The organism is Arthrobacter sp. 2RAF6, assembly GCF_052115205.1.
Classification (GTDB): Bacteria; Actinomycetota; Actinomycetes; order Actinomycetales; family Micrococcaceae; genus Arthrobacter.
Genome location: NZ_JBFRGF010000004.1, coordinates 189,269 through 204,359 on the forward strand (window position 1 = coordinate 189,269; position 15,091 = coordinate 204,359).

General features: G+C 62.0%; 13 protein-coding genes. 12 read left to right on the forward strand and 1 reads right to left on the reverse strand.

The window, feature by feature from the left end:
• Positions 1–42: 42 nt before the first annotated feature.
• The 6 genes from alr to AB4Z38_RS04565 all read left to right on the forward strand — a co-directional run bounded on the left by alr (position 43) and on the right by AB4Z38_RS04565 (position 6,263).
• On the forward strand, positions 43–1,263 hold the full coding sequence (gene alr / locus AB4Z38_RS04540) for an alanine racemase (protein ID WP_441428595.1): 1,221 nt from the start codon (positions 43–45) through the stop codon (positions 1,261–1,263).
• Positions 1,253–2,860, forward strand: a complete 1,608-nt coding sequence (locus AB4Z38_RS04545) for a PucR family transcriptional regulator (RefSeq protein ID WP_441428596.1) — start codon at positions 1,253–1,255, stop codon at positions 2,858–2,860. The genes alr and AB4Z38_RS04545 overlap by 11 nt, the downstream gene beginning before the upstream one ends.
• Positions 2,861–3,284: 424 nt before the next feature.
• Positions 3,285–4,001 (forward strand): ATP-binding cassette domain-containing protein, encoded by a 717-nt coding sequence (locus AB4Z38_RS04550; protein WP_441428597.1) that lies wholly within the window; start codon positions 3,285–3,287, stop codon positions 3,999–4,001.
• On the forward strand, positions 4,002–5,429 hold the full coding sequence (locus AB4Z38_RS04555; protein WP_441428598.1) for a hypothetical protein: 1,428 nt from the start codon (positions 4,002–4,004) through the stop codon (positions 5,427–5,429).
• Positions 5,413–5,730 carry a hypothetical protein gene (locus tag AB4Z38_RS04560; protein ID WP_441428599.1) on the forward strand — a complete coding sequence of 106 codons (318 nt, stop codon included), beginning with the start codon at positions 5,413–5,415 and terminating at the stop codon, positions 5,728–5,730. Before AB4Z38_RS04555 ends, AB4Z38_RS04560 begins: the two co-directional genes overlap by 17 nt.
• Entirely contained in the window at positions 5,727–6,263 is a 537-nt protein-coding gene (locus tag AB4Z38_RS04565) for a hypothetical protein (RefSeq protein ID WP_441428600.1), read from the forward strand. Before AB4Z38_RS04560 ends, AB4Z38_RS04565 begins: the two co-directional genes overlap by 4 nt.
• Before the next feature lie 32 nt (positions 6,264–6,295).
• On the opposite strand, the gene AB4Z38_RS04570 is transcribed toward AB4Z38_RS04565, so the two are convergent.
• A complete protein-coding gene (locus tag AB4Z38_RS04570; protein WP_441428601.1) occupies positions 6,296–7,105 on the reverse strand; it encodes a carbon-nitrogen hydrolase family protein in 810 nt (269 codons plus the stop codon).
• 241 nt (positions 7,106–7,346) lie between these two features.
• On the opposite strand from AB4Z38_RS04570, the gene AB4Z38_RS04575 reads away from it, so the two are divergent.
• The 6 genes from AB4Z38_RS04575 (at position 7,347) to AB4Z38_RS04600 (ending at position 15,037) form a co-directional block, all read left to right on the forward strand.
• A complete protein-coding gene (locus tag AB4Z38_RS04575; RefSeq protein ID WP_441428602.1) occupies positions 7,347–8,537 on the forward strand; it encodes an ROK family transcriptional regulator in 1,191 nt (396 codons plus the stop codon).
• A gap of 138 nt (positions 8,538–8,675) precedes the next feature.
• Positions 8,676–10,232, forward strand: coding sequence for a multiple monosaccharide ABC transporter ATP-binding protein (gene mmsA, locus AB4Z38_RS04580; protein WP_441428603.1), 1,557 nt, complete (start codon positions 8,676–8,678; stop codon positions 10,230–10,232).
• A 44-nt stretch (positions 10,233–10,276) separates the two neighbouring features.
• Positions 10,277–11,545, forward strand: coding sequence for a multiple monosaccharide ABC transporter permease (gene mmsB, locus AB4Z38_RS04585; RefSeq protein ID WP_441428604.1), 1,269 nt, complete (start codon positions 10,277–10,279; stop codon positions 11,543–11,545).
• Positions 11,546–11,596: 51 nt separating this feature from the next.
• Positions 11,597–12,697 (forward strand): substrate-binding domain-containing protein, encoded by a 1,101-nt coding sequence (locus tag AB4Z38_RS04590; protein ID WP_441428605.1) that lies wholly within the window; start codon positions 11,597–11,599, stop codon positions 12,695–12,697.
• A 199-nt stretch (positions 12,698–12,896) separates the two neighbouring features.
• Positions 12,897–14,333, forward strand: coding sequence for an ABC transporter permease (locus AB4Z38_RS04595; protein WP_441428606.1), 1,437 nt, complete (start codon positions 12,897–12,899; stop codon positions 14,331–14,333).
• Between the two features lie 2 nt (positions 14,334–14,335).
• Entirely contained in the window at positions 14,336–15,037 is a 702-nt protein-coding gene (locus AB4Z38_RS04600) for an ABC transporter ATP-binding protein (RefSeq protein ID WP_269993131.1), read from the forward strand.
• Positions 15,038–15,091 lie beyond the last annotated feature (54 nt).

The following is a 15,091-nucleotide window of genomic DNA, read 5'->3' on the forward strand; positions in this document are numbered from 1 at the left end:
CCAGCTCTCAAGGTGGTGCAAAATGACCTATAGTGATCAACCATGAGACGTATTGCACAATCAGAACCGGCGCCCGAAGCGGCGCTTTCCGGGCAGGTCAGCGTTGACCTATCTGCGATTTCAGACAACATCAAAGCCCTCAAGAAGCGCACCACCGCTCCGCATTTCATGGCCGTCGTCAAAGGGAACGGCTACGGTCACGGCCTCGTGGATGTTGCCCGCACTGCGGTGGCGGCAGGAGCCGATTGGCTGGGAACCGCCCAGTTGAGCGAAGCCATCACCTTGCGCCAGTCGGGCATCACCGTGCCGGTCCTTTCGTGGCTGTACCTGGCATCCCAGACCAGCGCGACCATCCGTGAGGCACTCGAGTACGACGTCGACGTTTCGCTTGGGAGCGTCGGTCAACTTGAGGTCCTGGCCGGGATCGCCAGGCAATTGGGCCGCCCCGCCGTCGTGCACCTGGAGCTGGACAGCGGCCTCAGCCGCGGCGGTGCGCGCAAGGAAGATTGGCCCGAACTCGTGGCCCAGGCTCGCAAGGCCGAACAGGACGGCACGGTTCTGGTCCGCGGCATCTGGACCCACCTGGCCTGGGCCGATGTTCCCGCCCACCCTGGCAACGCCGCAGCCGTGGCGGAATTCGAGGATGCCGTTCGCGAAGCCCTCGCTGCCGGCCTGGACCCGCAGCTGCGGCACGTGTCGAGCTCGGCCAACATCCTGGACCGGCCCGAATTCCACTTCGACATGGTCCGCGCCGGACTGGCCATCTACGGCCTGGCCCCTGCGGACCACTTGGATCCTGCCGACTTCGGACTGCGCCCCGCCTTGAGCGTCACCGCGCCGCTCGTCATGGTCAAGAAAGTCCCGGCGGGGACTGGCGTCAGTTACGAACACCAGGCCATCACGCACGAGCCGCGCTATCTCGGCCTCATCCCCCTGGGTTACGCCGACGGGATCCCCAAGGGCATCAGCGGCCGGAGCCTGGTCCAGATCGCCGGACGGAAAGTCCCTGTGATCGGCAAGGTGTGCATGGACCAGTTCATGGTGGACCTGGGTCCGGATGCTTCCGGGATCGAGGTCGGAGACACGGCGGTCCTGTTCGGCGATCCGGCCGGAGGGGCTGCGAGCGCCGACGATTGGGGCGCCGCCATCGGAAGCCATGGTGACGAGATCATCAACCGGATCGCACCGCGGCTCCCCCGCGTATATGAGTCCGGTGCCTACGAGTGCCCCGATTACCAGGAGGGTGCGAGCGATGTCGCCTGAGCCGACCCCCGGCCGCCTGAGTTTCGTCACGCTTGAGCAGTTCCTGAAGCAGCTGCCGCCCGAGTTGGAGATACTCCACGACGGCGGCAGCGGCGGGGAACTGCTGCGCTGGGTTGAACCCAGCGAGCTGGACGATCCCACGCCCTATCTGCCGGACGGCGAGTTCCTGTTGACCGCGGGGCTCCCGTTCCTGGGTGACGGCGGGTCGAGGGAGAACGTTGATGCATACGTAAAGCGGCTGGTGGGGGCCAAGGTGGCGGCGCTGGGGTTCGGAATCAGGCCGTATTTCGACGCCGTCCCGGCCGAGCTGCTCAAGGCGTGCCGCCGGCATAAGCTCACCTTGATCGAGATTCCGGAATCCATCCCGTTCGCCGCGATCGGGCTTGAGTTCTCCCAGCTCCTGGAATCGGATAACGCGAAGGTGTTCCGGCAACTCGCGGACACCAACAGGCAACTCATGCGGGCAGTCCTCTCCCCTCGTCCGGAACACGAGCTGCTCGCCGCTTTGGTCCAGAAGGTGCCCGTCTGGGCACTCCTCGTCGGAGCGGACGGGCGGGTACGTGCGCGCGCCCACGCTGCCGGCGGCAGCACCGGCGTCGAGCATTCACTGCTGGAGCCCATGCTGGAACGGCTCCTTTCGGGAAGCGGGCCGCGCGTTGAGGTGGACGGCTTTGAGCAGCCGGGATCGGAAATGGTTTTCGGCCACCCGCTGCGGAGCACCAAGGACGCCAACCTGGGCGCCCTGATCCTGGGCTCGGATGCCGCGCTGACTCCGGCCCAGAACAGCGTGGTGCAGTCAGTGGTGGGGTTGCTGGAGTTGCTCGTCCGCCAACGGACCAGCGGATCGCTCGCGCCAAGCCAATTGGCGACGGCGTTGTTGCTGCACCCTGAAAGCCTTGCCACCGGCGGGACCCGGCACGTCAACGGGCTCAAGGATCTCCTCGCCCAGAGCTTGTCCTCTACGCGATCCGCTACCCTGCGCGTGGTCCAGGGCATCAAGGTGGACTCGCCTGAGTGGCCCGCGGGCGACAGCCCGGTGCGCGAGCTATTGCAGTGGCGGCGCCTTTTCGACACCAAACTGGTGGAAATCACTGATTACGGATTCGCTGCGATCACTCGTTTGAAGGTGGACGACGCGCTCCTGGCTGACGTCGAAAAGCTGGGCTGGCGGCTCGTCATCGGAGACCCGACGGAACTGACCGGGCTCGGCGCGGCACACCAGCGCGTGACGTCGCTCCGTTCACGTGTCCAGTCCAGCGGGCGGAGCGCCAGAGTTGACGAGGTGACCTGGTCCGTTACCGGGCTCCTGGGACGCGAGGCCGGGTCCATGCTGGCCGCGAGGCTTCTTGAACCGGTGCTTGCCTTGGAAGCCGATCGGCGCGATCCGCTCTTGGCAGTGCTCAGGGGCTGGCTGAGCGAAAACGGCAGCTGGGACGCCTCCGCCAAACTGCTGGGGTTGCACCGCAACAGCGTTCGCCGCCAGATCGGACTGCTCGCCGAACTGCTCGACACCGACTTTAACCAAGCCCAAGTGCGCGCGGAGCTTTGGATCGCGCTGCAGTACACGGACGGTTTGGTGGGCGGAGGGGACGCCTAGTTCTGGGCCGTGCCTAGCTGTCGTCCCGGCATTTGCTGGCGGCGGCACTGTCTACGTGTTGTGCTGCTTAAAACACGTAGACGGGGCCGCAGGCACACTGAGAAACGTCGATTTTGCACGTATTTTGGCCGGTTCCACCACTTAATTTCGCCGTTTGACCACTGAGACGGGGTTTTCCGGGCCTAGCATTCGACTGCCGGCTACACGGCGTCCGCCAGTAGCTCAAATCGAAGTGGAGGAACGAAATGCTCGCAGCGATGGCCATCTGGTGCTTGACGCAGGGACGAGGCCGGTTCACTGGCAACTGGAGTTGGAGCCAATGGGGCGTCTCTGTGTTCGTTGAATGCAGGTAACCAGCTGCAAGCCAACCGTCGTGGTGGCACTGACAAGCTGCCACCACGACCAGAGCATCGGAATTCGCCTCATGACTCTCAGCGTTGCCAACGTCAACTACGCCTACAACTCCAGAACACAAGTGCTTCATGATGTCTCGTTCACGATCGCCGAGGACCAGGTCATGGGCCTCATTGGTCCCAACGGGTCCGGGAAGTCCACCCTGATAAAGGTCATCCTGGATCTGCTCCAACTTCAAAGCGGCCGCGTCCGCATCGGGTCTGAAAGCAGTCAGAGCCGCAGCGCCACGATGTCTTCGATCTACCTGTCCAGCAACGATTACCTCCCCGAGTTCCTCACAGGCGAGGAATACCTGCGCTTTATGCACGGCCTCTACCTAGAACCCATGGATCACGCGGCACTGAGGACTCAATTCGTCAGGTACTCCATGCGCGACAGGCACCGAGACTTGATCGAAGACTACTCGCACGGCATGAGGAAGAAATTGCAACTCATCGCTGCGTTCATGCTCCGACGAAGGTTTACCGTAATCGATGAAACCCTCAATGGCGTCGACATCGACGCCATCAACCTCTTTGAACGCGACATCCGGAAACTTGCCACAGAAGGCCGGTCAGTTCTGCTGTGCAGTCATGACTTCACCATGTTGGAACACGTCGCTGACGAGCTGGCGCTTCTCATCCAAGGGGCCCTGGTGGTTCAGGCTCCGGTCCGGAAAATTATCCAAGATCACGGCACGATAGCTGACCTTGCCAACGAATTCATTCAAGCAATGGAACCATCATAAATGCGCCTCAAGAGCGTTGTCCTGCTGTTTCGACTGTTCTGGCTCTTCATCGTGAGACGCGTCCTGGGACGAGGACTGCTGGCCAGCCCGGCTGCTCGGCTTTCTGCCATTTTCCTACTCGTTGTCGCGTTCGCCGGATTCAACGCGTTGAGCTATGTGGTCATCCGCCAGTATCTCGGTGGAACCGGCCTACTTGAGCCTGTTCTTCAAGTAGCCAACGCATCCGTCGGATTCTGGGTACTTATTGCGTACACACTAATCCGGGTGCTGTTTATGAAGGCCGATGAGCTTCTAAGGCTCTCCTTCAATCTGCCGGTGACCAACAAGGAAAGGACCATGGCATTTGCGCTCTTTGAGTCGTCCCTCGTCCTTCTCGTGACCGTGTTCATTTTCGGTGCTTTCTCAATTTCAACCGTGCTGATCGAGGGGACGGATTACATTCCGAAGGTTCTGGCGTCCATCTGGTTCCCCGCTATTTCAACGTACCTGCTTCTGAGCCTCGGCTACTATCTGCTTGAACGTGCTCTACAGGCCCTCAGGATAGCTCGACTTCGTGGCCTGATAGTCCCGATGGTGCTTGCTTTCGGGCTGGCGGTCGCCTTTCCTCAAACCAACGAACAGGGCAGCCAGATCACCGAAAGCTACGTAAACGGGCGGGACTACTTCGCGCCTGCTTTGCTCTACGCAAAGCTGCAGGAAGACGTCGGGCTCTGGTTTTCCACTTTAGTGCTGCTTGCGACATCAGCAGCACTAATTCCAGCAATAGTGGCGGTCGCACCCAGGAACTACGTCCCAATGCCTCGCTTCTTCGTCTTCCTGCCCTCATGGTTGGCAGGGCGGAAGTTCGGCGTTTACATTCTGGTCTTGTTTCGGAGTTTCGAAACAATGGTGGCCGTCTCTTTTGTCATCGTCTATTCAGTCTTTACCTGGATCGAGCACTTGGTGTTGCCGCCCTACGCGCTTGCCCTCATAACGTTTCAGGGAGTCTATGCATTTTCAAACTCGGAGCCCCTGCGACGCATGGTGACCTATCCGGGCAGCACCGCCGCGAACCACTTACGCCTCATAGGCTCGCAAGGCGTCCTCCTGATAACTGTGGGCATTCCAGTCATCGCAATTTCCTTGGCACAGGGAGTTGCCATCGAAGCGTGCCTGCCCGTGGCGGGATTCTGCTTGAGCAACGTTCTCATATCAACCTTGGTTGGCATCGCTTTCCCTCCCGAGAAAGGAAACCCATTCACGGTCATCATCGGGGCCCTGCTCACGGTGATAGTCGTCATGATTGTGTCACTCGGCTTGAACGTCTTTAACTTTGATCCAATGATCAGTGCGGGAATTTTCACCGCGCTTAACATGCTGGTCGTCTTTTACAGCATCCTGGGTATGCGAAGAATGGAAAGGATTGCACGCCATGAAGTGGCTGCTTAGATTCATCGTCGGGCTGACAGTCTCTTTTGTTGTCACCATGATCGTCGTTGTCGCAAGTTTCATCACCACGATGTTCTCTGCGTCAGAAATAGGAGTCAGGAAATTTGGCCTGTTCGGCGCGCTCTTCTTCGAGCCCCATGCACAGCCCGACGGGGCGACCGCATTGGAAATCGGGGTGTCGAACGGCGCGCCCATCGCTTTTGTCTTCGCGGCATCGCTGGTCTTTTATGTTGTCGTTGCATCAGTCCTGGATCGCCTAAAGCTCCACAAGAAGCGACTCCTGCAAGCGGACCAGGGTTGACCGTTCGAAAGTTCGCCCTCCGGGATGTGACTGCCGGGCTGATAGCCAAGCAACTCATATGGTCGTGCAGATTGTCTTTTGCCGCCGCGGCTCTCGGCTTCACGGCGTGCACCTTCCTGGCCGCCATGACCACTGACCCGATACTTTTCCAGGCTGGCCTGTGGCTTCTTGTGCATGTGCTTTGCCTGCTGTGCGGTTTTCTGGTGCATGAGTGGTCTCACGTTGCGGGCATGAGGCTGTTTCACGGGGTTTCCGACGTCGTGGTATCTGCCGGCGTCCTTCGCTTCTCCGTCATTCCCGTCGGGCGTCTCTACGGGTGGCAGATCGCGATCGTGGCGATATTTGGCCCGAGTGCATCATGCGTGGCCGGGGCGCTGGTTGCCCTACTCGCACCCGGTTCATTCCTGCAGTACTGGTTCCTGTTGCATGCAGTCTTCCTCTTGCCATTCTTTGGCGACGGACGCAGCCTCATTCTCGGAATCCGTGAGTGGGCTCGGCCGGTTGGCTTACGCGCGCCCGGGATCAACTGCTGAGCTACCCTTCCGCCCGCACGGCACACCAACCCTCAACCTTGTGGAGCAGGGTCTTCCCACTCGCGGTACAGCTCCGGGCGGCGTTCCTTCAGGTACGGCACCTGTTCACGGGCTGCCTTGACGCTTTCCGTGGAGATCTCGGCGAAAAGCAATGCCGCACCATCCCCGGCGGCAGCGAGCAATGAACCGTCCGGACCGGCGACCACACTCCCGCCGAGGAAGTCACACCCGTCCTCGTGGCCGCTGTGGTTCGCGTAGGCCACGTGGAGTTGGCTCTCCATCGCCCGGGCCCGGATCAGGACCTGCGGTACGGCGTCGAAGCCCGCGGACAGTGCGGTGGGAACCAGCAGGAGTTCAGCACCTCGCATGGCCGAAGCGCGGACAGCTTCGGGAAACTCCACGTCGTAGCAAATCAGCAGCGACGTTTTGACCCCGTTGAAGTCCACGACGCCGGGAGCTGCTTGGGCGGCGGAGAACGCCTTTCGCTCCTCCTCGCCGAAGAGGTGCACTTTGTCGTAGTCCAGGAGCACGGTTCCGTGCGCATCCAGAAGAGTGGCGGAGATATGCCAGCCGCCGTCGGCAGCCGGCGCGGGAAGACTGTAGACCAGTCCGATTCCGCGCGTGCGGGCGATGTCCGCAAGGCGGCCCCGAATACCTGGAAGAACTGCAGGGTCCAGCTCCGAGTGGAGCCTCAGCGGCGCGTAGCCCACCGGGAAGAGTTCGGGGGTCAACAGCAAGCCGGACCCGGCCGCGGCAGCGCGCTGTGCCGCCGCATCGACCGTCTTTAGATTGGCGTCGATGTCCAGGACAACAGCGTTGGCCTGCAGAACGGACAGCAGCATCATTACCCCCTCGATAGCACCTTGCATCCCCCGTCGGGCGCTTCTTGGCAGACACGCGCGGGATTACTCGTGATTCCAGCCTAGCCAGCCGCAGGCCGGTCCCACAGGACAAATGGACCTGTGGACGGCCCCCCGGGGATGGATCGTACAAATCGGCGGCACAGTTCATGACGGAGATGCAAGTTTGCTCCGTTGCGTTAACTTCTTGACTGCAACTGTGATTTGAGGCACGCTTCATGTCATGCCCGCAACATCCAGCTCGACGAAGAGCCACCGCAAGAACCCCGGCTCGCAATCAGCGCTGCGCCACCTGAACCAGCAGCGGCTCATCGAATGCCTGCTGAGCGGCCCCTCCACCCAGGCCGAACTCGCCAGGCAGACCGGTCTTTCCACGGCAACGGTGTCCAACATCGTCAAGATCATGCAGGACGCGGGGCTCGTCTCCACCGAACCGATCACCAGCTCCGGACGCCGGGCACTGAACGTCAGGCTCAACAGCAACGGCGCGGTGGCCGTCGGTATCGATTTTGGCCGGCGCCACCTGCGGGTGGTCCTGGCCTCGCTGGGCTATCACGTCATCGTCGAGGAGACGGTCACGCTACCCCTTGGCCACCACGCCGAACAGGGCATCAGCGCCGCGGTCGTCCTCCTCGACAAACTCCTGCTCGAAAGCGGGGTTGACCGAAGCGCGGTAGTTGGCGCGGGCGCCGGCATAGCCGGCCCCATCGACCGCCGTTCCGGCACCGTGGCCCAAGGTGCCATCCTGCCCGAATGGGTGGGCATCCAGATTCTCGAACGACTGGAGGAAGCCCTCGATCTTCCCGTGTACGTTGACAACGACGCCAATCTGGGCGCCCTCTCCGAGGTCACATGGGGGCCCCACAGCGGGATCAGCAACCTCATGTTCCTCAAGATCGGTTCCGGCATCGGAGCGGGCCTGATCATCAATGGTGCGCCCTACTACGGGGCGGTGGGAATCACGGGAGAAATCGGCCATGCAACCATCCACGAATACGGCGCTATCTGCCGCTGCGGCAACCGGGGCTGCCTGGAAACGATGGCTTCCACCACCACCATGATCGAGCTGCTCGGGAAGGGCTCGGGGCTTCACCTCGAGCCCGAGGACATTGTCCGCAACGCCCTGGCCAGGGACCCGGCGACCCTTCGCGTGGTGGACGATGCGGGGCTCGCGGTGGGGCGCGCGTTGGGCAATGTGGCGAATCTCATAAACCCGGAAGTCATCGTGGTGGGCGGCCCCTTGGCTGGCCTCGGCGATATCCTCCTGGACCCGATCCGGCGCGGCCTCGTCCGCCATGCAGTGCCCGTGATCGGCGAGACAACGCACTTGGCGATGTCTTCGCTCGGCGCCCGGGCGGAGGCCCTCGGGGCGGCCGCTTTGGTGTTCCAGCACGCCGGAATCAAGCAGGGCTGAACATTTCGTTACCACGCTGTTATCGCCGTCTTGCGTTAAAGTCTTGACGACAAGCGGTGTGATCCAGTTTACTTTCTCATCAGATAGGCTCGCCATCCCCGAGCCGACAACGACGTCAAACATTGGAGGCGCAAGGGTATGTCGACCCCCGTAACGCACCAGGATCCGATTCTCCTTGAGATGCGGTCCATCACCAAGGAATTCCCCGGCGTGAAGGCGCTCTCGGACGTTAGCCTCCGGGTCAAGGTGGGCGAAATCCACGCGATCTGCGGCGAAAACGGTGCAGGAAAGTCCACGTTGATGAAGGTGCTCTCCGGGGTTTACCCCTACGGCAGCTACGACGGAGACATCGTGTACCAGGCGGAAGTCCAGCAGTTCAAGGACATCCGGGCCAGCGAGCATGCGGGAATCGTGATCATCCACCAGGAACTGGCGCTGATCCCCGAGCTGTCCATCATGGAAAACATCTTCCTCGGCAACGAACCCGTCCGTCGCGGCATCATCGACTGGGCCGAGGCACGCAAGCGGTCCATCGAACTGCTCGCACGGGTTGGCCTGCGCGAAGACCCGGATACCCCCATCAAGGAAATCGGCGTCGGAAAGCAGCAGCTGGTGGAAATCGCCAAGGCCCTGAACAAGTCCGTCAAGCTGCTTATTCTCGACGAGCCCACAGCCGCCCTCAACGAATCGGACTCCCAGCACTTGCTGGATCTGATACTTGGCCTCAAGGGCCGGGGCATCACGTCCATCATCATTTCCCACAAGCTCAATGAGATCGAGCAGATCGCGGACGAGATCACCATCATCCGCGATGGCAAGTCCATCGAGACGCTCAACGTCGTGGAAGACGGCGTCGACGAGGACCGGATCATCAAGGGCATGGTCGGGCGGACGCTCGAGTCCCGCTTCCCGGACCACACGCCGAAGATCGGCGAGGTGTTCTTCGAAGTCAAGGATTGGAACGTTGGTCATCCCCAGATCCAGGACCGCCTGGTCTGCAAGAACTCCAGCTTCCATGTGCGCCGCGGTGAAATCGTCGGTTTTGCGGGCCTCATGGGCGCCGGCCGCACCGAGCTTGCCCGCTCCGTCTTCGGCCACTCCTACGGCCGGTTCATCTCAGGACAGGTGTACAAGGACGGCAAGCCGATCACGATGCGCAGCGTCCGCCAGGCGATCGACGCCGGTCTCGGCTACGTCACGGAGGACCGCAAGAGCCTGGGACTGAACCTCCTGGACGACATCAAGACCACCACGGTGTCTGCCAACTTGAAGAAGATCAGCCGGGGAATCGTTGTGGACACCAACAAGGAATTCATGGTGGCCGAGCAATACCGCAAGTCGTTGCGAACCAAAACACCGTCGGTAGAGGAAGGCGTCTCTAAGCTCTCCGGCGGAAACCAGCAAAAGGTGGTTCTCGCCAAATGGATGTTCACGGATCCGGACCTTCTCATCCTGGATGAACCCACCCGCGGAATCGACGTCGGGGCCAAGTACGAGATCTACGGAATCATCCAGCAGCTGGCCAACCAAGGGAAGGGCGTGATTGTGATTTCGTCCGAGCTTCCCGAGCTGCTGGGCCTCTCCGACCGTATCTACACCATCTTCGAGGGCTCCATCACTGGCGTACTCAACAAGGACGAAGCCAGCCAGGAAAGCCTCATGAAGCTCATGACATCCAGCCGCAAAGCTGCCTGACCCCGGTCATCTCCAGAACCACACGGACACAAGGACCCAAAACAATGAACGCGCTCAAGAAGCTATTCGGTGGCAACACCCGCCAATTCGGCATGATCTTCGCCCTGGTTGCACTCGTCATCTTCTTCCAGATCTTCACCTCGGGCCGCACCCTCACCCCGGGCAACGTCATCAACCTCTTCAACGGCAACTCCTACATCCTGATCCTGGCGATTGGCATGGTCCTGGTCATCATCGCCGGCCACATCGACCTTTCCGTAGGTTCGGTAGCGGCCTTCGTCGGTATCTCGGTGGCCTTGGCCATCAGGGACTGGCACTTGCCCTGGTACGTAGCAGTCCTGTTCGGGCTCCTCCTCGGCGCCCTGATCGGGGCCTGGCAAGGATTCTGGACGGCATACGTCGGCATTCCGGCATTCATCGTGACCCTTGCGGGCATGCTGCTGTTCCGCGGTTTCAACCAGTTCGTCGGCAAGTCCAACACCGTTCCGGTCCCCGAAGACTTCCAGTACCTGGGCTCCGGGTACCTGCCTGAGATAGGGCCGAAAACGGGGTATAACAACCTGACGATCCTGCTGGGCCTTATCGCCGTCGCATTCGTGATTTTCAGTGCGATTCGTTCCCGCCGCACCGCCCAGGCATTGGGCGCCGAAGTACAAGAAGGCTGGGTGATGGTCACCAAGCTTGTGCTTGTCAACGGAGCCATCCTCTACGCCACCTACCTGTTCGCGACTGGCCGCCCCGGCACCTCGTTCCCCATCCCGGGCCTCATCCTGGCCGTGCTGGTCCTGATCTACGGTTTCATTTCCGCCAAGACCGTCATCGGCCGCCACATCTACGCAGTCGGCGGCAACCGCCACGCGGCTGAGCTCTCCGGAGTTCAGTCCAAGAAGGTCAATTTCATGGTCATGATGAACATGTCCATCCTTGCCGGCCTCGCCGGCATGATCTTCGTGGGCCGCTCCACCGCTTCGGGTCCGTTCGACGGCGTCGGCTGGGAACTGGATGCGATCGCTGCAGTCTTCATCGGTGGCGCAGCGGTCACCGGCGGCGTGGGCACCGTGATCGGCTCGATCGTCGGTGGCCTGGTCATGGCTGTCCTCAACAACGGCCTCCAGCTGCTCGGCGTCGGCGCAGACCTCACCCAGATCATCAAGGGCCTCGTGCTGCTGGCAGCTGTCGCCTTCGACGTCTACAACAAGACGCAAGGCAAGAAATCGATCATCGGAATGATGATGAAGAACTTCGGCCGGAGCAGCGAAAACGCTCCTGACGAGACGTCCTCAACCAAGGAAGTCATTTCCAAGGAAGCCTGATCGGCTTCACGACGATTTGTTCCATCCACAACAAAGAAAGCGAACCAAGATATGCGAATGTTTGGTAAAGCAGGAAAGGCAGCAGCAGTAGCTGCGATCGCGGCACTGGCGCTGACGGCCTGCGGCCGTACGGACAGCGGCAGCTCCGGTGGCTCGTCAAGCGGCAGCGAGGCATTCCCCAAGGGTTCCTCGATCGGCGTCGCGCTCCCCCAGAAGACCAGTGAGAACTGGGTCCTGGCGGAGAAGCTCTTCAACGACGGGCTCACGAGCGCAGGTTTCAAGCCGGATGTGCAGTTCGCCAACGGTGGCGTTTCGGAGCAGCAGAACCAGATCAGCGCGATGATCACCAAGGGCGACAAGCTCATCATTGTCGGTGCCATTGACGGCGCTCAGCTGGGCACGCAGCTCAAGCAGGCCAAGGACGCCGGCGCTACGGTCATTGCATACGACCGCCTGCTCCTGAACACCTCCAACGTGGACTACTACGTGGCCTACGACAACTTCAAGGTCGGCGTGCTGCAGGGCCAGGCCCTGCTGGACGGACTCAAGGCCAAGAAGCCGAGCGGCCCGTACAACATTGAGCTGTTTGCAGGTTCGCCCGATGACGCCAACGCGAAGGTCTTCTTCGACGGCGCCATGAGCATCCTGCAGCCGAAGATCGATGACGGAACCCTCAAGGTGGTTTCCGGCCAGAAGTCCTTCGAGCAGGCCGTCACCCAGGGCTGGAAGGCAGAGAACGCCCAGAAGCGCATGGACACCCTGCTCGCAGGTACCTACACCAGCGCTTCGCTGGACGGCGTGCTGTCCCCGAACGACACCTTGGCCCGCGCCATCCTGACCTCGGTCAAGGCGGCCGGCAAGCCGCTTCCGGTCGTGACTGGCCAGGACTCCGAAGTTGAGTCGGTCAAGTCCATCCTTGCCGGTGAGCAGTACTCCACCATCAACAAGGACACCCGCAAGCTCGTTGAGCACGCCATCACCATGGTCCAGGACGTCCAGTCCGGCAAGACCCCGGAAATCAACGACACCAAGTCCTACAACAACGGCGTCAAGACCGTGCCGGCATACCTGCTGCCTCCGGTCATCGTGACCCTCGCCAACGTGAAGACGGCCTACGTGGACGATCCGGTCCTCGGCCCGATCACCAAGTAGTAGTTCTCATCTAGGCACCAACGACGGCGGCCATCCCCACTCAAGGGGGTGGCCGCCGTCGCTGTGTCCGGTTCCATCCGCCGTCGCGCAACTCTTCACAGGCCCCGCATAGCAACAGCAGCACAGTCGCACAGCCGCGGTGAGCACTCTTAGGTGAGTAGGCGCGCCGCTGGGGCGGGCCAGGTCCAGAAGGAGAATCGTGAGCGTCCTCGCCCGGAGTGTAGGCAATGCCTTCCGCAACAAGATAAGAACCGCGGCTGTAGTGGCAGTGCTGGCCGTCGCGATCGGGCTGGCGCTGGCCATGCTCGTGGCCAACCAAGCCGTTGGCGGCAAAGTCCAGGAGCTCAATGCCTCCGTGGGCACGGTCCTGACCGTAAACCCCGCCGGGGCACAGGGCTTCGACGGCGGCGGCGAGCCGCTCACTACCGCCCAGACCGCGACGGCGGCCGCCGTACCGAACGTCGTTTCCGTGGTGGGCACCAAGGCGCTGCGGCTGGAGACCGCAACAGCGGCCTCGACCACCGGCACGACGACGCAGCAAACGGGACCGGGCGGCGGTCCCGGGGGCGGTACGAGCGTCACCACGAACCTCCAGGCAGCCATCGACGCCGGCACGCTCGGTAACCGCAACAACACCAGCGGCAATACCGGCTCGGGAAGCACGGGAACGGGCAGCACCGGCTCGGGAACCACCGGAACCGCGCCGACGTTCTCACTGCCCATCACGGCTACGGGTATCGGCGCCGAGGTGGACACTGCCGGAAAGGCTTTGAACATCACCAGCGGGACGGGCCTGGGCGATTACACCGTGGCCAGTACCAAGGCCCTCGTCGGAACCACCCTCGCGACAAAGAACAACCTCAAGGCCGGCTCAACGTTCACCATTGCCGGCACGACCTTCACGGTGGCGGGCATCTTCGACGCCGGCACCACTTTCGGCAACAACGCCGTGTACACGACACTCGCCGAGGCCCAGGCCCTCGCCGCAACCCCGGACGAGCTCTCCAGCATGGTGGTGACGGTCAACAGCATGGAAAACGTGGACGCCGCCAAGACGGCACTGCAGACTGCCCTCGGCTCCAGCAAGGCCGACGTGACGCAGGGCCAGCGGAGCCTCGAAACCGCTGTCAGTTCCCTGGACAGCGTCAAGAACATCTCACTCGTGGCCTTCATCGCAGCCCTTGGCACGGCCGGCCTGATCATTCTGCTCATCATGGTCATGCTGGTCCGCGAGCGCCGCCGTGAGATCGGAGTCCTGAAGGCCATAGGCGCCCGCAACCGGACCATCGGCTTGCAGTTCGTGCTCGAAGCCCTCGTCCTCGTGGCGCTCGGCAGCGTCGTTGGTGCCGCCATTGCCTCCTTCGCCAGCGGCGGCATCGCCTCGGCACTGATCAGTTCCAACAGCTCGACGGCGGCCACGACCCAGCGCGGCCCCGGCGGCGGAGGCTTCGGCGGACCCGGTGGAAACCCCTTCGGCGGAGCCTCCCAGCTGCTCACCTCGGTCACGGCGAGCGCCTCCCCCGGCGTCATTGCCGCAGGCGTCGCCGCGGTCTTCGGCGTCGCCGTCGTGGGCGCCCTGGTACCAGCGCTGCTCACAGCCCGCATCCGCCCCATCGAAGTCCTCCGAGGAGAATAGCCATGATTGAAGTCAAAGACCTTGTCCGCCAATTCAAGTCCGGCGACCGCACCATCAAGCCCGTCAACGGCGTGAGCTTCGAGCTCGAAAAAGGTACCCTCGCCTCGATCGTGGGGAAGAGCGGCAGCGGAAAGAGCACCTTGCTCTCCCTGCTCGGCGCCCTGGACAAGCCCACCAGCGGGGACGTCGTAGTGGATGGGGTCAGCCTGGCCGGCCTTCCAGCGGGCAAACTCACCGAATACCGACGCCGGGACATCGGCTTCGTTTTCCAGCAGTTCAACCTCATCCCCAACCTCTCGGCAGTAGACAACGTGATGCTGCCCATGGAGTTCGCAGGAATGCGGAAGGCTGCCCGCTTGGAGCGGGCGCGGTCCCTCCTGGAGCAGGTGCAGCTGGATCCCGAAAAACAGTCGCGCCGCATCAACAAGCTCTCGGGAGGCGAGCAGCAGCGCGTTGCGATCGCCCGGGCACTGGCCAACGAGCCCAAGCTCATCCTTGCGGACGAGCCCACCGGCAACCTGGATGAGCAGACCGGTGAGCACATCATCGAATTGCTCAGTTCCTTGAGCCGGGACCACAACACCACCATTCTGGTGGTAACGCACGACCGGAGCCTGGCGCAGAAAACCGAACGGCGCTTCAGGCTGCAGCAGGGCAAACTGAGCGAAGAAACGGTGCGTCCGAGGGTAGCTGCCGGGGCCTGATCACGTTTTCCAAACAACGGAAAGAGGGCCGGGAACCGCAAGGTTCCCGGCCCT